This is a genomic window from Streptomyces sp. NPDC050315, from assembly GCF_040655775.1.
In the GTDB taxonomy this organism is placed as follows: Bacteria; Actinomycetota; Actinomycetes; order Streptomycetales; family Streptomycetaceae; genus Streptomyces.
On the sequence record NZ_JBFAKN010000008.1, the window covers coordinates 272,661 to 291,240 of the forward strand.

The 18,580-nt window shown below is 70.6% G+C and carries 13 protein-coding genes; 6 read left to right on the plus strand and 7 right to left on the minus strand.

The window, feature by feature from the left end; all coding sequences use genetic code 11:
• Positions 1–3: 3 nt before the first annotated feature.
• The 7 genes from AB0I82_RS28615 to AB0I82_RS28645 form a co-directional block, all read right to left on the minus strand.
• Positions 4–2,172: a hypothetical protein gene (locus AB0I82_RS28615; RefSeq protein ID WP_363260260.1), complete on the minus strand. Its 2,169-nt coding sequence runs from the start codon at positions 2,170–2,172 to the stop codon at positions 4–6.
• A gap of 285 nt (positions 2,173–2,457) precedes the next feature.
• Positions 2,458–2,961 carry a nucleoside deaminase gene (locus AB0I82_RS28620; protein WP_363260261.1) on the minus strand — a complete coding sequence of 168 codons (504 nt, stop codon included), beginning with the start codon at positions 2,959–2,961 and terminating at the stop codon, positions 2,458–2,460.
• Between the two features lie 275 nt (positions 2,962–3,236).
• On the minus strand, positions 3,237–4,049 hold the full coding sequence (gene xdhC / locus AB0I82_RS28625) for a xanthine dehydrogenase accessory protein XdhC (protein ID WP_363260377.1): 813 nt from the start codon (positions 4,047–4,049) through the stop codon (positions 3,237–3,239).
• A 1-nt stretch (position 4,050) separates the two neighbouring features.
• Positions 4,051–6,441, minus strand: coding sequence for a xanthine dehydrogenase molybdopterin binding subunit (gene xdhB / locus AB0I82_RS28630; protein WP_363260262.1), 2,391 nt, complete (start codon positions 6,439–6,441; stop codon positions 4,051–4,053).
• Positions 6,438–7,907: an FAD binding domain-containing protein gene (locus tag AB0I82_RS28635; protein WP_363260263.1), complete on the minus strand. Its 1,470-nt coding sequence runs from the start codon at positions 7,905–7,907 to the stop codon at positions 6,438–6,440. The genes xdhB and AB0I82_RS28635 overlap by 4 nt, the downstream gene beginning before the upstream one ends.
• A 413-nt stretch (positions 7,908–8,320) precedes the next feature.
• Complete coding sequence (locus AB0I82_RS28640) at positions 8,321–9,388, minus strand: biotin/lipoate A/B protein ligase family protein (protein WP_363260264.1); 1,068 nt, start codon at positions 9,386–9,388, stop codon at positions 8,321–8,323.
• 127 nt (positions 9,389–9,515) lie between these two features.
• Positions 9,516–10,637, minus strand: coding sequence for an amidinotransferase (locus tag AB0I82_RS28645; RefSeq protein WP_363260378.1), 1,122 nt, complete (start codon positions 10,635–10,637; stop codon positions 9,516–9,518).
• Positions 10,638–11,083: 446 nt separating this feature from the next.
• Here AB0I82_RS28645 and AB0I82_RS28650 point away from each other — a divergent pair, with 446 nt between their 5' ends.
• The 6 genes from AB0I82_RS28650 (at position 11,084) to AB0I82_RS28675 (ending at position 18,479) form a co-directional block, all read left to right on the plus strand.
• Positions 11,084–12,583, plus strand: coding sequence for an ABC transporter substrate-binding protein (locus tag AB0I82_RS28650; RefSeq protein ID WP_363260266.1), 1,500 nt, complete (start codon positions 11,084–11,086; stop codon positions 12,581–12,583).
• The gene (locus tag AB0I82_RS28655) at positions 12,580–13,536 is read left to right on the plus strand and encodes an ABC transporter permease (protein WP_363260267.1); all 957 of its coding nucleotides are present in this window, start codon (positions 12,580–12,582) and stop codon (positions 13,534–13,536) included. Before AB0I82_RS28650 ends, AB0I82_RS28655 begins: the two co-directional genes overlap by 4 nt.
• Positions 13,533–14,462 carry an ABC transporter permease gene (locus tag AB0I82_RS28660; protein WP_363260268.1) on the plus strand — a complete coding sequence of 310 codons (930 nt, stop codon included), beginning with the start codon at positions 13,533–13,535 and terminating at the stop codon, positions 14,460–14,462. The genes AB0I82_RS28655 and AB0I82_RS28660 overlap by 4 nt, the downstream gene beginning before the upstream one ends.
• Positions 14,459–15,517 carry an ABC transporter ATP-binding protein gene (locus AB0I82_RS28665; RefSeq protein ID WP_363260270.1) on the plus strand — a complete coding sequence of 353 codons (1,059 nt, stop codon included), beginning with the start codon at positions 14,459–14,461 and terminating at the stop codon, positions 15,515–15,517. The genes AB0I82_RS28660 and AB0I82_RS28665 overlap by 4 nt, the downstream gene beginning before the upstream one ends.
• A complete protein-coding gene (locus tag AB0I82_RS28670; protein ID WP_363260271.1) occupies positions 15,514–16,545 on the plus strand; it encodes an oligopeptide/dipeptide ABC transporter ATP-binding protein in 1,032 nt (343 codons plus the stop codon). The genes AB0I82_RS28665 and AB0I82_RS28670 overlap by 4 nt, the downstream gene beginning before the upstream one ends.
• Positions 16,546–16,613: 68 nt before the next feature.
• A complete protein-coding gene (locus tag AB0I82_RS28675; protein ID WP_363260272.1) occupies positions 16,614–18,479 on the plus strand; it encodes a gamma-glutamyltransferase in 1,866 nt (621 codons plus the stop codon).
• Positions 18,480–18,580: the final 101 nt, after the last annotated feature.

An 18,580-nucleotide genomic window follows, 5' to 3' on the forward strand; every position in this document is an offset into this window, starting at 1 on the left:
CCGTTATCTCCTTCGCCCCAGCTGCTCCGTGCAGGTGCAGCGCAGCAACGGTTGCTCGTTCGCCGCCAGGCCGCTCCAATAGGTCGCCGTCCTGCTGAGCTGTCCCGCGCCGTCGAACTCCATGATCGAGAGGAGTTCCAGCAGCTTGGCCAGCGTGCGGGCCGTCTCCTTTCCGGTCGGCCTGGTCCGCTCCTCGCACAGCCACACCGCGTGCAGCAGTTGATCGACGGTGCGGCGCAGCGCCGGTCCCTCCACCGCCACCAGGCCCTGGGCGCGCTCCCGCCGGCCGTCCGCACTGCCGGGATACGGCGCCTGGGCGATCTCCAGCAGCTCCGCGCACCACTCCTCGGGGCGCCCGGGCAGCGTGGCGGCCAGATGGCGGGCCACGTCGTCCGCACCGCCGGAGACGAGATGGTGGTTCATGCGGTGTGCCGTCACCGAGCGGAACGCGCCGCCGCGCGTCTCCTCGCCCGCCGCCGCGCGCAGTGCGTAATGGTCCCGCAGCAGGTGGTGGTCGGCGTACCAGGCGGCTGCGCCGGGGCGCAGCCCGTACAGCCGGTGCACCAGCATCTGACGCAGCCCGAAGTCCCCGATGAAGTGTCTTTCGCAGCTGGGCCATCCGGTGTCGGTGAGCAGCTGGGAGACGTGATGCACCGTCAAGTGGTGCACGCGGCCTGCTTGATGGTGTCTCAGCAGGACGTCGGCGCACTCCTCGTCGTGTGCCACCGACAGGTGTGTGAGCAGGTCCAGCCACTGGTCGCGGTGCTCGCTCGGCAGTCCGACCGGCAGCTGGTCCAGGATCAGCTCCTGGAGCAGTACTTCCGTCACCGGCCGCTCGGTGGTGCCGTCGCCGGGGAGCAGCAGCGGGGCGGCCAGCAGGTCCCGGTCGTTGGCGTCCTCGGGCATCCGGAAAGACGCGGCAGCGGTGGCGAGCCGGATCACCGTGTGCGGCCGCCCGCCGCTCAGCCGCGCCACGGCGGCGTCGATGCGGCGGCGGTTCGCGCCGCCCTCCGGCTCCGCGCGCGTCTGCCGGCGCTCGGTCTCCTGGCGCAGCTGGTCACCGGTGAGGAACGGCATCCGCAGCAGCAGTACTCCGTCGGCCAGCGGCGCCCGGTCAGGGCCTGTGTCCGTGCGCCGGGCCCAGGCGGGCGGGCCACCGTTGGCGGGCCGGAACTCCGCGGGCGGTACCACCTCCTCCGGCGGCAGGCCGCCGTGCAGGAAGGCGCCGCCGTCCGCCCGGAGCGCGGTGCCCACGATCACCACGCGGTCGCGCTGCCCGCCCCGGCGGTCGCTGAGCACGGCCCGCAGCAGCCGCTCGCCCAGTGGCGATACCGCGTGATCCAGCAGCAGCCCCGGTCGGCCGACCCTGCTCAGCCGGCCGACCACCGAGGCGTACGCCGCTTCGAGGTCCTCGCGCAGCGCCCGGAAGAGGAAGCCCTCGGCCAGTTCCCGTGCCTCGCCGCCGGCCTGGAAGTCGGCGGCGAGATTGCTCAGCCCGTGCTTGGGCTGGCCGGCCGCGCCGGGATACGCGCCGTAAATGCGCTCCAGTTCCACCCTGCCGCGGGGCGCGAGGCGCTCGAAGAGGGCGTCGAGCAGTGCGTTGCTCACCGCCGCTGAGTACGGGTCGAGCCCCTGCCCGGACAGGGTTGTGAGCAGGTTACGGATGCTTCCGCGGATCACTCCCCGCCAGAAGTCGCCGCCGCCCAGGCCGCGGAGGCGCCCCCTCTGGGGGAGCTCCTCGTACCGTTCGACCTCGGTCGCGACCGCCTCGGGGGTGCCCTCCGCGGCGCCGGTCGCGATCACCGCGAGGCCCGCGAAGAGCCGGGGGAACGCGAACGAGCCGCCCGTACCCTGCCAGGTGCACAGCCGCCGGGCGACCTCGGCCAGGGCCTCGGTCGCATCGGAGCGGGCGCCCGGCTCCGGCTCCGCCCGGTCCGCGTACACCGGCGAGCCGGTGTCGAGATAGATCACCGGCACCTTGGTGGCGAACCGATCCCGCACCGCACGCAGCAGCCGCCCCTTGCCCATGCCGGGGCCGCCGGTGAGCAGTACCACCGGAAGGTCGGGGCCGTACAGCGGCTCCCGCCCGCCGCCCGACGGCGACCGCCCGAAGAGGCGCGCGAAGAAGCCCTCCTCACTGAGCAGCTTCTCGAACCCCAGATCATCACGCACGGACTCCTCCCCCATGGAGTGCTCTCCCGCCCGCGAACGGGTGACCGAGACCGGTGTGTCGGAGAGAGGCTAGTGGAACGCGTGGAACGCGCACCCATTCTTCGGGGTAATGAGGCCCAGGGGGAAGAGAGCGGAGGCCAACAGTCGCAGTGCGTCGGCCGAGGGAGTGTCGTTGGGTGTCGGCACAGGCGACACGGAAACGGCCGCCCCGGGTCGTCCGGAGCGGCCTTCCCGGCCACCGTCCCCCGATCGAGATCCGGGAGCCCGGCGTGCTGGGATTGCTCGTCAGTAGTCGATGCGGTCGGCCTTGGCCAGCCACGCGTCGAACGGCGCCGTGCGGTTGGGCAGGTCCAGGTGCTGGATCGCCATGGGCCACATCGAAGAGGGCTTCTTCTCGAAGAGGTCGTAGAACTTGCGGTCGTCGAAGCCGGCCACCGCGGCGTCGTGCCGGTCGGCGGAGTAGATGATCCGGTCGACGCGCGCCCACAGCGAGGAGGACAGACACATCGGGCACGGCTCGCACGAGGTGACCAGGGTGCAGCCTTCGAGCGAGAAGGTGTTCAGCTCCTTGCAGGCGTTGCGCAGTGCGGTGACCTCGGCGTGCGCCACGGGGTCCAGGGTCGCGGTGACCTGGTTGTTTCCGGTGGCGACGACCTCGCCGTCCTTGGCGACCAGGGCGCCGAAGGGGCCGCCGCCGTTGGCCACGCTGTTGGTGGCCAGCAGGATTGCCTGCTGCATCCAGGTCTGCTCGACGTCCTGGCCGTTGGATTCCTGGGCCTGAGCGGTCATGGTGTGCTCCTTCGCGAAGCGAGAGGGTGGATGTGGCGTGCTGTCCCGCCTGCGGAAAAGGTGCAGGCGGGACGGCATGTGGTGCCGCGTCGCAACGCGCCCTGAAGCTTCGCGACTTGACGACAAGTACACCGGCAGTGACCAGATCCAGCCAGGGTGGGAAGGCATGAAAGCACAGGCCGACGGAAACTCGATCTTCGTTGATTCCTACAGGAGCCAGTCGGGAACCGGCCAGGAGACGATCAGGAACTGATCAGTGACCGGTCAGGAGTCGATCAGGCGCGGTCCTGTGCGAAGGTCAGGAGCAGGTCCGCCGCGACGCTCACCGCGATCGTGGCCGGTTCCTTGCCGGTGATCTCGGGCAAGCCGATCGGGGTCTTGATCCGGTCGATGGTGGCGTCGTCGTGGCCGCCCTCGGTGGACAGACGCTTGCGGAACCGCGCCCACTTGGCAGCCGACCCGATCAGCCCGATCGAACCGAGCTCGGGGGTGCGCAGGGCCGCATCGCACAGCGCGGCATCCTCGGCGTGATCATGCGTCATGATCAGGACGTGGGTGCCGGGTGCCAGCTCCGCGAGCACCTCTTCGGGCAGCAGCGGCGTGTGGTGCACGTGTACCTGTGCCACCGCGTCCGTATGCAACACGTCGAGCCGCTCGTCCGTGAGCATGTCGGGACGGGAGTCGATCAGGTGCAGATCGATGTCATGGCGGGCCAGAATGCGCGCCAGCTCGTAGCCGACGTGTCCGACGCCGAAGATCGCCACCGCCGGGACCACCGGCAGCGGTTCGAGCAGCACACTGACGGCTCCGCCGCAGCACTGCACACCGTGCTTACTGGTGACCTTGTCGTTGAGGGCGAAGTCCATCAGCTCCGGCTCCGGACCGGCCGAATCGATCAGCTCGCGGGCCCGGTCGATCGCGACGGCCTCGATGTTGCCACCGCCGATCGAGCCCCACGTCTCGGTCCGGCCCACGACGAGTTTGGCACCGGCCTTGCGGGGAGCGTGGCCGCGCACGGTCGCGACGGTCACGAGCACGCCGGTCTCCTGGCGGGCCCGCAACCGCGCGACCGCGGCCACCCAGGTCATGTCAGGCATTGCTCAAGGCGCTCGCAGTGACGGGGGCCTCGGTGCCACTGCTCCCCGTGTCCCCGCTGCGGGCTGCTTCGATGGCCCAGTACACCGCCTCCGGAGTCGCCGGGGAGGCGAGCTCCACACTGACTCCGGCGGGTCCGAACGCCGCGGCGGCCTGCCGCAACGCCTCGCGCACCGAGAACGCCAGCATCAGCGGCGGCTCACCCACCGCCTTGGACCCGAAGACCGCACCCTCCTCGGTGGCGTTCTCCAGGAGCGTGACGTTGAACTCCTCGGGCATCTCCGAGAAGCTCGGCAGCTTGTACGTACTCGCCGCCTGCGTCTGCAGCCGACCGCGGTTCGGACCGTCACTGGTGTCCCAACGCAGGTCCTCCAGCGTCAGCCAGCCCGCGCCCTGTACGAAGCCACCCTCGACCTGACCGATGTCGATCATCGGGGAGAGGCTGTCGCCGACATCGTGCACGATGTCCACGCGCCGGATGCGGTACGCACCGGTGAAGCCGTCCACCTCCACCTCGGTCGCGGCGGAGCCGTACGCGAAGTACTTGAACGGCGAGCCGCGGAATGTCTTGGCGTCCCAGTGCAGGCCCTCGGTGCGGTAGTAGCCCGCCGCGGAGAGCTGGACGCGCTGGAAGTACGCGGTGCGCACCAGGTCGTCCCAGGCCAGCTCCTTGTCGCTGCCCAGGGCGCGGGCGACACCCTCGACAATGCGTACGTCCGAGGCGTTGGCACCCAGCTGCGACCCGGCCACCTGCAGCAGGCGCTCGCGCAGCTGCTCACAGGCATTCTTGATCGCACCACCGTTGAGGTCCGCACCCGAACTGGCCGCGGTCGCCGAGGTGTTGGGCACCTTGTCCGTACGGGTCGGGGCGAGGCGCACCTTGTGCAGTGGGATACCCAGCGTGGTCGCGGCCACCTGCAGCATCTTGGTGTGCAGGCCCTGGCCCATCTCCGTACCGCCGTGGTTGATCAGGACGGAGCCGTCCTTGTAGATCAGCACCAGGGCGCCGCCCTGGTTGAAGGCGGTGAGGTTGAAGGAGATGCCGAACTTGATGCCGGTGATGGCGAGCGCCCGCTTGGTGTGCGGGTGCGCGGCGTTGAAGGCCGCGATCTCGCGCTTGCGCTCGGCGATGTTCGCGTTCTCCTCCACCTGCTGCCAGGTGACGGCGATCCGCTCGGGGTGATTGACCGGCTGGCCGTACGGGGTCTCCTGGCCCTGGCCCGGCCGGTAGAAGTTACGCTTGCGCAGCTCCATCGGGTCCAGGCCGAGCTGTGGTGCGACGCGGCCGAGCATGTCCTCGATCACCAGCATGCCCTGCGGTCCGCCGAAGCCGCGGAAGGCGGTGTTGGAGACGGTGTTGGTCTTGGCGATGCGGCCGGCGACGCGCGCGTTGGGAATCCAGTACGTGTTGTCGATGTGGCACAACGCGCGGGCGAGGACCGGCTCGGACAGGTCCAGGCTCCAGCCGCCGTCCGCGGTCAGCGTGGCGTCGAGGGCCTGAATGCGGCCTTCGGCGTCGAAGCCGATCTTCCACGTGGAGTGGAAGCCGTGCCGCTTGCCGGACATGGTCAGGTCCTGGGTCCGGTTGAGCCGGAACCGGACCGGGCGGCCGGTCAGCTTGGCGCCGAGCGCGGCGACGGCGGCAAAGCCGTGCGGCTGCATCTCCTTGCCGCCGAAGCCACCGCCCATCCGCAGGCACTGCACCGTCACCTCGTGGCTGGGCACACCGAGCACATGCGAGACGATTTCCTGGGTCTCCGAGGGGTGCTGGGTGCTGCTCTGGATGAACACCTGCCCGTTCTCGTCGACCTGGGCGAGCGCCGCGTGCGTCTCGAGGTAGAAGTGCTCCTGGCCGGCGAACTGGAACTCACCGGTGAAGACGTGCGCGGAGTCGGCGAAGCCGGCGTCGATGTCACCGGTCTCCATCAGGGGCTGGGCGCCGTGATAGCTGCCGGCCTCGATCGCGTCCTGCAGTGTGATCAGGGCGGGCTGCTCGTCGAGCTCCACCTCGACGGCCGCCGCACCGAGCCGGGCCGCCTCCAGGGTCTCACCGAGCACCCAGGCGACCGCGTGGCCGTGGAACATGACCTCGTCGGGGAAGAGCGGCTCGTCGTGCTTCATTCCGGCATCGTTGACACCGGGCACGTCCGCGCCGGTCAGCACACGGACCACACCGGGCACGGCGAGCGCGGGCTCGGTACGCAACGCGGTGATCCGGCCGTGCGCCTTCATGACCTGGACCGGGTAGGCGTGCAGTACGTCCTTGGTGCGGTAAATCAGGTCGTCGGTGTAGAGCGCGGTACCGGTGACATGCAGGCCGGCGCTCTCGTGCGGCATCGGGACACCGACGACGGGCTTCTCGGGACGCTCGGACAGATGGCTCATGACGACACCGCCTCGGTGGTCTGGGCGTGCAGCTTCAACAGGCTCTGGCCGAGCATCGCGGAACGGTAGAGGTCGCTGGCGCGGTGGTCGCTCATCGGCGTGCCTTCGCCGCGCAGCACCCGGGCCGCGGCCTCGACGGTCTCCGCCGACCACGGCTTGCCCTCCAGGGCCGCCTCGGTGGCGAGTGCCCGGATCGGCGTCGCGGCGACGCCGCCCAGGCCGATGCGTGCCTTGCGGACGATCCCGCCCTCGATGTCGAGCGCGAAGCCGACCGCGACGCTGGAGATGTCGTCGAAGCGCCGCTTGGCGATCTTGTGGAAGGCCGTGACCGGCGACAGCGGCAGCGGGATGCGCACCGCGCGGATCAGCTCGTCGGGGCGGCGCACGCTCTGCCGGTAACCGGTGAAGTAGTCGGCCAGCGGGACCACCCGCTCACCGTCGGCGTCGGCGAGTACCAACGACGCCTCCAGCGCGAGCAGCACCGGCGGGCTGTCACCGATGGGGGAGCCGGTCCCCAGGTTGCCGCCGAGGGTCGCACCGTTACGGATGAGCCGGGAGGCGAACTGCGGGAACAGCTCGGCGAGAAGCGGTACTTCACCGTCGAGCTTGCGCTCGATCTCGGTGAGCGACAGCGCGGCGCCGACCTCGATGAAGTCGTCTTCGACGCGCAGCTCCCGCAATTCGGGCAGCCGGTCGATGGCGACGACGCAATCCTCCCGCCGGGACCGGATATTCACCTCGACGCCGAAGTCGGTGGAACCGGCGACGACGACCGCGTCGGGCCGCTCGCGCAGCAACTGCAGCGTCTCGGCGAGGGTGTTCTTCCGTACGAACACCCGGTCGTCCTGGGCGTACTCAGTGGCGACCGGCTCCGGCGGGGACTGCTCGCGACGTTGCGCCAGCGGATCGTCCTCGGCGGGCTCCCCCACGGCGAACGCGGCATCGCGAATCGGACGGTAACCGGTGCAGCGGCACAGGTTTCCGCTCAGCGAGTGCAGATCGAAGCCGTTCGGCCCGTGCTCGCCGTCGACCTCGTGGGCCCCGTCCGACTCCGCGTGGGCGCAGCGGTCGGGCCGGTAGTACTCGGAGGCCATGCTGCAGATGAACCCCGGTGTGCAGTAACCGCATTGGGATCCACCACGGACCGCCATCTCCTCCTGCACCGGGTGCAGCGTGGGCGGCGTGCCGGGCTCGCCGGCGGTGGCGAGACCCTCGGAGGTGATGACCTCCTGGCCGTCCAGCGCCGCGGCCGGGACCAGGCAGGCGTTGACCGCCACCCAGTCAGTGGGCTTGTTCACCCCGGGACGGGCCACCAGGACCGAACAGGCGCCGCACTCACCCTCGGCGCAGCCCTCCTTGGTGCCGGTGAGTCCACGCTCGCGCAGGAAATCCAGCACCGTGGTGTGGGGTGCAGCCGGTGAAATGGGGGTTTCTTTCCCGTTGACCGTGATCCGCGCCGCTACCATGGCACATCCTCATTTCGGCACGCGGTCGATATGGTTGTCCTAGTCGCCATTTCAGGAGCTTTCTATTTCGAGATGGCACAGCTCAAAAAACCGCAGCGTAAAATCGCGCAGCGCAAGAACCCGCAGCGCTGATCAGCGCGCGACGTACCGCAGGCGGTGACAGAAAGAAGATGCCGGGGCCGCAAAAGGGGCACTACCGGAAAAGCGGCTGCTCAGCAGCCGTGTGCAACACGACCCGGAACCCAGGCGGCCCGGCGAACGAGGCGATTCAGGTCGAAGATGGACGACATTCGACTTCGCCTCCTTCCAGCAGCCCACGAGTCACGAGTCGGTGCACTTGACGCTACGTTGCCGCAGAACCATCGGTCAAGACCCGAGCGCGTTTACAGGTTTGGCGCTACGGCCCCCGCGTCCTACGGCACCCGGGTCGTCCACTCCGGGGAGCTGAACTTGGTGGTCGCCAGTGCGCGGGCCCGGGTGAACTCCTCCGCCGTGACCGTGCCGTCCGTGCCGCCGTAGCGGGTGCGGAAGGAGGTGATCATGCGGGTGATCACCTCGGAGCGGGGGAGGCCGGTCTGGCGGCGGAGGGGGTCGACGCGCTTCTTGGCGCTGGTGGTGCCCTTGTCGGAGAGCTTCTCCTTGCCGATACGGAGCACCTCGACCATCTTGTCCGCGTCGATGTCGTACGACATGGTCACGTGGTGCAGGACGGCGCCGGAGCCCGCCACGATGCGCTTCTGGGCCGCGCCGGCGATCTTGCCGGCGTTCGTCGCGATGTCGTTGAGCGGCTTGTACCAGGCGTTGATCCCCATGTCGCCGAGCGCCCCGAGCACCCAGTCGTCGAGGTACGCGTAGCTCTCCGCGAAGGTCAGGCCGTGGACCAGGGACTCGGGGACGCAGAGGGAGTACGTGATGGTGTTGCCGGGCTCGACGAACATCGCGCCGCCGCCGCTGATCCGGCGGACGACCGTGATGCCGTGCTTTTCCGCGCCCGCGGGGTCCACCTCGTTGCGCAGCGACTGGAAGCTGCCGATGATCACGGCGGGGCGGTCCCACTCCCAGACGCGGAGCGTCGGCGGGCGCCGGCCCTCGGCGACCTCGGTGGTCAGTACCTCGTCCAGCGCCATGTGCAGCGCGGGCTCCTGCGGCGGCTCGTGGATGATCTGCCAGTCGTAGTCGGTCCAGTCGGTGGCCTGGGCGACGGCCCGGCGGACCGCGACGCCGACCGACTCCGCAGTGAAGCCGATCATGGCGACGCCTTCCGGCAGCGCGGCCTCGATGCGGTCGGCCAGGCCCCGGGTGCCGGTGTCGGCGGGCGCGCCCTCCAGGGCCGCGTTGATCGCGGGCAGCGCGTCGTCCGGCTCTAGGAAGAAGTCGCCGGCGACCCGGACGTGGCGCAGCACGCCGTCCGCGACCTCCAGATCGACGACGACCAGCTTGCCGCCGGGCACCTTGTACTCACCGTGATGCCTGCTCTGCACGGCGCTCACCCTCCACGTCTCCGCGGCCGTCCGACCGGCCGACCGCCCGGTCAACCGTATCGCCGAGGCCGTCATTCCCGGCAAAGGGGGCGATGCGGAGGAGTGGGGAGGTGGCGTGGGTCGTCGGTCAGGGGAAATACGATTCCAGCGTGCCGCGGCGGCGGATATCGAGGGTTGCGCAGTGGAATGAGCCGCCGAATGGGGCGTAGTGCAGCAGGTCGCAGGGGATGGGCTCGAAGCCCCATTTTTCGAGGGCGCGCAGCATGTCGGTGTGATGCCGCTCCGCGATCACCCGTTTCTCGTCGATCATGAGGACGTTCATGCTGAGCCACTTGCCGCACAGCGAGGTGATCTTCAGCAAGCGCTCGTCGAGCGGATTGGGTTCGGGGGCGACCAGGATGTCCCATGAACTCAGGATGTCGGGCAGCCGGTCGATGTCGATGTACTCGGGATTGACCAGCGCCTTGCCCGGCGACAAGGGGATGAATGTTGTATCGATGTGCATGGGCGTGCGGCAGCGGCTCTCGATCTCGTGGATGCGATAGCCAGGTCCGAGATGACGGCGCAACCAGTCGACGCCCATGCGGTTGGTGACGTTGCTTCGCGTGACGAACAGGTCGCGTCCCGCGCGTACAAAATCCGCGGCATCAAACACCGGCTCGAACTCGGTGAGGATGTAGCGCATGGGATCACCGGACCCGGGGACACGGAAATCCGCCTCGAAGAGTTCGTCGGTGAGCTGCGGCTTCGGCGCCGCCGTCCAGCGCGCGCCGCGCTGGAAGTAATCCTTGAGGACCCCGCGATAGGAGTGGGTTTCGTAATAGCGGCACGGCCACGCCATCGGGGTCTCGATGATCTCGTCGCCGATCACGAGCATGCTGTCACGCGGACAGGTGTTGCAAAAGCCGCGCGACGACCAGTCGGGGGTGCTGAAGCGCCTTCTGTGGTCGACCGCGTCCGGGCGCCTGACCGTCACGCCGAGGGACTGCAGGAGGGCGACGAATTGATCGAGTTCGTGCTGTGCCGACTCGATCAGTATGCGCGGGTACTTGAAGCCGGCGGCAAGCCTTTGCAGCCGCGCCGCCCAGGGTGGGACGTTGCATGTCACCACCGGGTGGTGGGAGGGGATCGTCGCGCCGTCGAGGCGGCCGACGATGATCTCCTCCAGCGGATCCCATTCGTTGTGTGAGTTGACCGGCGAAACGAGAGGTGTCGTGTTCTCGCTCTCGGGCGAGGGCGCCGGTATCACGCGTGGTCCGCAGTCGAGGTGCGGGCGAGTTCGTCGTCGGTTGGTGCCGCCGACATGCTGGGCTTCTGCGGTACCGCCATGCTCAACCGCCTTTCGCAGTACACGAGTCGAACCGCTTGCTGACCTGTCTGCCTGGCTTCCGGCCACTATGGAGGGGATCGTCAGGCCAAGACAACCCGCATGTTGGTCACGGGCAGCCGGAGCCGAGAACCAGAAACTTCCCCAAGATCCGGGACGGCCTCTTGCCGGTCGTCTGTATGCGAAATACGGTCTGCTGCATTCGTTCCTGGTGATCGTTCGCGATGCGGATGCGTACTTGCTGATCGTTCGGGAGGTAGGGCCACGTGCGCCGAAGAGCTGCTGTTCCCCTGGCAGTTGGGCTGATGATCAGCGCCGCGGGGTGCGGATCGCTCAGCTCCGCCGCCACCGAAGTGGGCGGGGTCCGGATGACCGATTCGCGCCCCGTACGGGACGGTGGCACGCTCACCGTCGCCCTCAAGTCCGACCCCGACAAGCTCGATCCGACCCTCGCGCAGACCCTCGTCGGCCGCACCGTCTTCGCCGGCATGTGCGAGAAGCTGTACGACACCGACCGCGCGGGCAAGGTCGTGCCGCAGCTGGCGACGGCCCTGCCGAAGACCTCCGACGACGGCCGGACCGTGACCGTCCCGGTCCGCCGCGGCGTGACGTTCAGCGACGGCACCCACCTCGACGCGGCCGCCGTCGCCCGCTCCCTGGAGCGCCACCGCACCCTCCCCGGCTCGGCCCGCGCCACCGAACTCGGCCCACTGGTCAAGGCCGAGGCCAGCGGACCGTATACCGTCCGCATCCGACTGAAGACGCCATACGTCCCGCTCACCGGCGTCCTCGCCGACCGCGCCGGGATGGTCATGTCCCCGCGCGCGCTCGCGAAGTACGGCAAGAATTTCACCAACCACCCTTCCTGCGTGGGCCCGTTCAAGTACGTCGAACGCGTCGCGGGCGACCGGATCGTGCTCGCCAAGGACCCCCGGTACTACGACGCGGACAAGGTCCACCTGGACCGCGTCGTCTACAAGACCATCACCGACGGCAGCGTCCGGCTGGCGAACCTGCGCTCCGGCGACGTCCAGGTCGGCGACCAGATGGGCCCCGTGGAGGTGCGGAGCTCGCTCACCGAGCCGCAGCTCCAGCTCTTCAACTCGCCCTCGCTCGGCTACCAGGGCCTCGGCTTCAACATCGGCAATGTGCACGGGACGGGGGAGAAGCCCGGGAAGCTGCGCACGGTGCTCGCCCGCGAGCCGCGCGTCCGTGAAGCCTTCGCGCTCGCGCTGGACCGCAGGCTGATCAACAAGGTGGTCTTCCAGGGCATGTACGAGCCGGCCTGCGGCCCCGTCTCGCCGGAGTCGGCCATCGCGCCGGGGGCCGCCGACTGCCCGGAGCGCGACCTGCCGCGCGCGAAGAAGCTGCTCAAGGAGGCGGGCGTCACGCTGCCCGTGCCGATCGAGCTGAAGGTCTCCACCTCGCCCGAGGACAGTCGCCTCGGCCAGGTGATCCAGGCGATGGCGCGCGAGGCCGGCTTCGATGTACGGCTGCGGCCCATGGAGTACGCGACGCTCCTGGAGGAGACCGACGCCGGGCAGTTCGACGCGTACGTCAGCGGCTGGTCCGGGCGGCTCGACCCGGACGGCAATATCGCCTCCTTCGTCGGCACGGCCGGGGCCATGAACACGTACGGCATCTCCGACCCGGCGATCGACCGGCTGATCGCCGAGGGCCGCACCACCGCCGACCGGGCGGGCCGCGCCCGCGTATACACGCAACTCGCCGACCGTATACGCGACCAGTACGCGCTGATCTACCTCTACCGGCAGAAGAACTACGTCGTGGCACGGAAGGACGTGGCGGGCGTGCGGGTCTACGGCGACGGCCTGGTGCGCGTCAAGGATGCGGGGTACGCCCGATGAGCAGATACCTTCTCACCCGGCTCCGGCAATCGGTCATCACGCTCTTCCTCGTCAGCGTCGTCGTCTTCGCCGGGATCCGTGCGCTGCCCGGCGACCCGGCCCTCGCGCTGGCCGGGGAGGAGCGCAGCCCCGAGGCGCTGGCAGCGATCCGCGAGGCGTACGGGCTGAACGACAACATCGTGATCCAGTACGGGCGGTTCGTCGGCCACGCCCTCACCGGCGACCTCGGCACCTCGGCCCGCACCGGCCTGCCCGTACTGGACTCGATCCTGAGCGCCCTCCCTGTCACGCTCGAACTGGCCGCGCTGTCCCTCCTGTTGGCGGTCGTCCTCGGTATCGGGACGGGCGTATTGGCGGCCGTGCGGCGCGGGAAGGCGACGGAGTGGCTGGCCAACGCCATCGCCCTGCTGGGGCTCTCCGTCCCCACCTTCTGGCTCGGCATCGTCCTCGTGCTCGCCTTCGCGATCGCCGTACCGGTCTTCGCGGCCTCCGGATACGTACCCTTCGGCACGGATCCGGTCGACAATCTACGGCGGATGGTATTGCCGGCCGTCGTCCTCGGCTCCGGGCTCGCGGCCGTCGTGATGCGGCAGACCCGCGGCGCGATGCTCGACAACCTCTCCGCGGATTACGTGCGTACCGCCCGGGCCAAGGGGCTGTCGCGCCGTCAGGTCATCGGCGGGCACGCGCTGCGCAACAGCCTGGTGACGGTCGTGACCGTGCTCGGCCTCCAGCTCGGCCATCTCATCTCCGGCGCCGTGGTCACCGAGCAGATCTTCGTTCTGCCCGGCTTCGGCAAGCTCACCATCGACGCGGTCTTCACCCGCGACTACACGATGCTCCAGGGCGTGGTGCTGTGCACCTCCGCCGCCTACATCCTCGTCAACCTCGCGGTCGATGTGCTGTATTCGGTCATCGACCCGCGCATCCGGCTCGGAGGCGCCGCCCGATGACCGCCACCCCGGACACCCCGGCCACCGCGGACACCCCGGCCGTGCCCGCCGCGCCGCTCGCCCCGGCCGCCGCCGCACCGCGCCCCGGCACCCTGCGCACCCGGCTGCGCGCCCTGCGCAGGAACCGGCTCGCCCTCACCGGCGCAGTGATCGCCGCCGTCTTCGTACTGGCCGCGCTCTGCGCCCCGCTGCTCGCGCCGTACGACCCCGCAGGGCCGGACTTCGACGCCGCACTGGCGCCGCCCTCCTGGGCGCACTGGCTCGGCACCGACGACCTCGGCCGCGACCAGCTCTCCCGGGTGATCTACGGCGCCCGCGCGTCCATGCAGGTGGGCCTGCTCGCCGTAGTACTGGCCTTCCTCATCGGCGTACCGCTGGGCCTGGCCGCCGGGTACTACGGCAAGTACGCCGACTCCGCGGTCTCCCGGCTCACCGACACCCTGCTCGCCTTCCCCTTCCTCGTCCTCGCGGTGGGCCTGGCGGCCGTCCTCGGCCCGTCGCTGCTCAACGCCACGCTCGCCATCGGGATCTCTCAGGTACCGGCCGTCATCCGCATCGCGCGCGCCGAGACGCTGCGCCTGAAACACCTGGACTACGTGGGCGCCGCGATCGTCAACGGCGGTGGCGACGGCACCGTACTCGCGCGGCACATCCTCCCGAACGCCACCTCCGCACTGATCGTCCAGGCCACCGTCGGCATCCCCGCCGCGATCATCGGCGAGGCGCTGCTCAGCTTCCTCGGCCTCGGCGTCCAGCCCCCGGCCCCCTCGCTCGGCGTGATGCTCGCCGGCGCCCAGCCCTTCCTCGGCCCCGCGCCCTGGATGGCGGTCTTCCCCGGCCTCGCCATCGTCGCCGCGACGCTGGCCTTCAACCTGCTCGGCGACGGACTGCGCGACGTCCTCGACCCCCGCGGAGGCACCCGATGAGCACCCCGCACCAGGCATCCGAGGCGCCCGGCACGCCCGACGCGCCCCGCACGCCCGTACTGAGCGTCCGCGACCTGTCCGTCTCCTTCCGCTCCGACAGCCGTACCGTGCACGCCGTCGACTCCCTCTCGTACGACGTGGCGCCCGGTGAGGTCCTCGCCATCGTCGGCGAGTCCGGCTGCGGCAAATCCGTCACCTCCATGGCCGTCATGGGCCTGCTGCCGCCGACCGCGACCGTCACCGGGTCCGTCCGGCTCGGCGGCCGGGAGCTGGCCGGGGCGGACGAGAAGGAGCTGGCGAAGGTCCGCGGCAAGGACCTCGCGATGATCTTCCAGGAGCCGATGACCTCGCTGAACCCGGTCCTCACCGTCGGCCGCCAGATCGGCGAGGTACTCCGCCGCCACCAGGGCCTGACCCGTAAGGAGGCGAAGGAGAAGGCTGTCGAACTGCTCGGCCTGGTCGGCATCCCCGCGCCGGAGCGCCGCGTGGCGGAGTACCCGCACCAGCTCAGCGGCGGTATGCGGCAGCGCGTCATGATCGCCATCGCGGTGGCCTGCAACCCGGCCGTCCTCATCGCCGACGAGCCGACCACCGCGCTGGACGTCACCGTCCAGGCCGGCATCCTCGAAGTACTCCAGTCGCTGCGCGAACGCCTCGGTACCGCCCTCGTCCTCATCACCCACGACCTGGGCGTGGTCGCCGACGCGGCGGACCGGGTGCTGGTGATGTACGCGGGCCGGGCCGTTGAACAGGCCCCGGTGGACGAGCTGTTCGCCGCGCCCCGGCACCCGTACACGCGCGGCCTACTGGGCGCCGTGCTGCGGCCGGGCCAGGAAGGGAAGCGCCAGCTGCCGGAGATCCCCGGGCTGGTACCGAGCCTGACCGCCCAGCCGGACGCCTGCACCTTCGCCGACCGCTGCACGCACGCCGACGAACGGTGCAGGGCGGCTCGGCCGCCGCTGACACCGGAGTCCGGCCACCGGGTGGCGTGCTGGCACCCCGTCACCGCGCCCGCAGCCACGCCCTCCGCCGGGCACGAGGAGGCCGCCCGATGAGCGCCGCACAGCAGGTCCCGGCCCCACGTGGAGCCGGGAACGACACCGCCCCCGTACTCGAAGTGCGCGACCTGGAGCGGCACTTCACCGCCTCCGGCGGCACCGTACGCGCCGTCGACGGCGTCAGCCTGACTATCGAGCGCGGCGAAGTACTCGGCCTGGTGGGGGAGTCGGGCAGCGGCAAGTCCACGGTCGGGCGCTGCGTGGTCCGCCTCGACGAGCCGACCGGCGGCCGCGTCGCCCTCAAGGGCACTGACATCACCCACCTCTCGCGCCGCGCCCTGCGCCCGCTCCGTACCGACATGCACCTGGTCTTCCAGGACCCGTCCTCCTCGCTGGACCCGCGCATGACGATCGGGCAGATCGTCGCCGAGCCGCTGCGGCTGCACCGCCTGGTACCGAGGTCCGGCCTCCGGGGCCGCGTCGAGGAGCTGCTCGGCCAGGTGGGGCTGCGCCCCGAACACGCGGACCGGCACCCGCACGAGCTCTCCGGCGGCCAGCGCCAGCGCATCTCCCTCGCCCGCGCGCTCTCCGTCGCCCCGGACCTGCTGATCGCCGACGAGCCGACCTCCGCCCTGGACGTCTCCGTACAGGCGTCCGTCCTCAACCTCCTCGCCGACCTGCAGCGGAACCGCGGCTTCGGCTGCCTGTTCATCACGCATGACCTGGCGGCCGTGGAATTCCTGGCCGACCGCATTGCCGTGATGTACCTGGGCCGGATCGTCGAGGAGGCCCCGACGTCTCAACTCTTCGCCGACCCGCTGCACCCGTATACGCAGGCCCTGCTGTCGGCGGCCCCGGTGCCGGACCCCACCCTCCAGCGCACCCGCGAACGCATCGTCCTGCACGGCGACCTCCCGAGCCCGCTGTCCCCACCCCCGGGCTGCCACTTCCATACGCGCTGCCCGGTGGCGGTGGACCGCTGCCGTACGGAAGTACCGGAGCTACGGGGGCTACCGGGGGGCCGCAGGGTTTCCTGCCACTTGGCGACGCCAGGCCCGGCCAAATCAAGCCCGTCCGGCGTTTGAGGACGAGCCCGCAGGGCGATCCCGGCGCGCCACACCGCACCCGCACCGAGCCACGAACAGGAGCAACCTTGTTTACGACCCGCCCCACCCTCCAGGGAACCTTCGGGATGGCCTCCTCCACCCACTGGCTGGCCTCCCAGTCCGCCATGGCGGTCCTGGAGCGCGGCGGCAACGCCTACGACGCCGCGGTCACCGCCGGCTTCGTCCTGCACGTCGTCGAGCCGCACCTGAACGGCCCGGCCGGCGAGGTCCCGATCATCCTTGCCCCGGCCGGCGGCCCCGTTCAGGTGCTGTGCGGCCAGGGCCCGGCCCCGGCCGGCGCCACCGTCGCGCACTACACCTCGCTCGGCCTGGACCTCGTCCCCGGTACGGGCCCGCTCGCCGCCGCCGTACCGGGCGCGTTCGACGCCTGGATGGTGCTGCTCCGGGACCACGGTACGAAGACGCTCGCCGAGGTCCTCTCGTACGCCATCGGGTACGCACGCAACGGCCACCCGGCCGTCGAACGCGTCGGCGAAACCGTGGAGACCGTCCGCGAGCTCTTCGAGGGCGAGTGGCCGAGCTCGGCCGAGATCTACCTGCCCGGCGGCCGCTCCGTGGCCCCCGGCGGCCTCCTCCGGAACGAGCCGCTCGCCGCCACCTGGGAGCGGCTGGTCCGCGAGGCCGAGGCGGCGGGCCCCGGCCGCGAGGCGCAGATCGACGCGGCCCGCCGCATCTGGCGCGAGGGCTTCATCGGCGAGGCGATGGCCGCCTTCGCCGCGCGCCCCGCCATGGACACCTCCGGAGAGCGGCACGCCGGCACGCTCACGGGCGACGACCTCGCCGCCTTCCGGGCCACGTACGAGGAGCCGGTCACGTACGACTGGAACGGCTGGACCGTCGCCAAGGCGGGCGCCTGGTCGCAGGGCCCGGCCCTCCTCCAGCAGCTCGCGCTGCTCCCCGAAGAGCTGCCCGCCTACGGGAGCGCCGAGTACGTCCACACCCTCGTCGAGGGCACCAAGCTCGCGATGGCCGACCGCGAGGCGTGGTACGGCGACGCGGACGGCGCGGGCGCGGCCGACGTACCGGTGGGGACCCTGCTCTCGGCCAGCTACAACGCGGAGCGCAGGGCGCTGATCGACGGCACCGCTTCGTACGAGCTGCGCCCCGGCCGCCCCGGGGGCCGCGCCCCGCGCCTCAGTAAGCACGCCGTCGCCGTGGCCTCCGGAGAGCAGGGCTTCGATGCGCTCGGTGTGTCCGGAAGCGGCGCGGGCGAGCCGACCGTCGCGACCGGTACGGGGGGCGCGGGCAAGGCCGCCGTCGCCCCGGAGGTCGACCGCAGCGGAGCCACCCGTGGCGACACCTGTCACATCGACATCGTCGACCGCTGGGGCAACCTGGTCTCGGCCACGCCCTCCGGGGGCTGGCTCCAGTCCAACCCGGTGATCCCGGGCCTCGGCTTCCCGCTCGGTACGCGGCTGCAGATGGCCTGGCTGGAGGAGGGGCTGCCCAACTCCCTCACCCCGGGCCGCCGCCCGCGCACGACCCTCACCCCCTCCCTGGCGCTGCGCGACGGGGTGCCGGTGATGGCCTTCGGCACGCCGGGCGGTGACCAGCAGGACCAGTGGCAGCTGCACTTCTTCCTGGCAGCGACGCTGCGCGAGCCCGTACGCGGCGGCCTCGACCTCCAGGGCGCGATCGACGCCCCGAACTGGCACACCGACTCCTTCCCCGGCTCCTTCTTCCCGCGCGCGATGCGTCCGGGGAGCGTGACGGTGGAGTCCCGTGTCGGCGAGGAGGTCATCGAGGGGCTGCGGGAGCGCGGCCATGACGTGACCGTGGGTGACGCCTGGTCCGAGGGCCGGCTGTGCGCGGTCGCGCGTGACCCGGAGACCGGCGTACTGTCCGGCGCCGCGAACCCGCGGGGAATGCAGGGATACGCCGTGGGGCGCTGACCCGCCCCGGCACGACTGATCACGGACCGTCACACTTACCGTTCACGGCCGACCGCGTGCACCTGGGGTTCATCTGGACGCCAGGTGCCGTGTCAGTGGTC

Bases quoted from the DNA above. Each gene is read 5' to 3' on its own strand.
- AB0I82_RS28620 (WP_363260261.1), bottom strand. From the start codon at position 2,961: ATGACCGCTCAGGCCCAGGAATCCAACGGCCAGGACGTCGAGCAGACC.
- xdhC (WP_363260377.1), bottom strand. From the start codon at position 4,049: ATGACCTGGGTGGCCGCGGTCGCGCGGTTGCGGGCCCGCCAGGAGACC.
- xdhB (WP_363260262.1), bottom strand. From the start codon at position 6,441: ATGAGCCATCTGTCCGAGCGTCCCGAGAAGCCCGTCGTCGGTGTCCCG.
- AB0I82_RS28635 (WP_363260263.1), bottom strand. From the start codon at position 7,907: ATGGTAGCGGCGCGGATCACGGTCAACGGGAAAGAAACCCCCATTTCA.
- AB0I82_RS28650 (WP_363260266.1), top strand. From the start codon at position 11,084: ATGACCGATTCGCGCCCCGTACGGGACGGTGGCACGCTCACCGTCGCC.
- AB0I82_RS28655 (WP_363260267.1), top strand. From the start codon at position 12,580: ATGAGCAGATACCTTCTCACCCGGCTCCGGCAATCGGTCATCACGCTC.
- AB0I82_RS28660 (WP_363260268.1), top strand. From the start codon at position 13,533: ATGACCGCCACCCCGGACACCCCGGCCACCGCGGACACCCCGGCCGTG.
- AB0I82_RS28665 (WP_363260270.1), top strand. From the start codon at position 14,459: ATGAGCACCCCGCACCAGGCATCCGAGGCGCCCGGCACGCCCGACGCG.
- AB0I82_RS28670 (WP_363260271.1), top strand. From the start codon at position 15,514: ATGAGCGCCGCACAGCAGGTCCCGGCCCCACGTGGAGCCGGGAACGAC.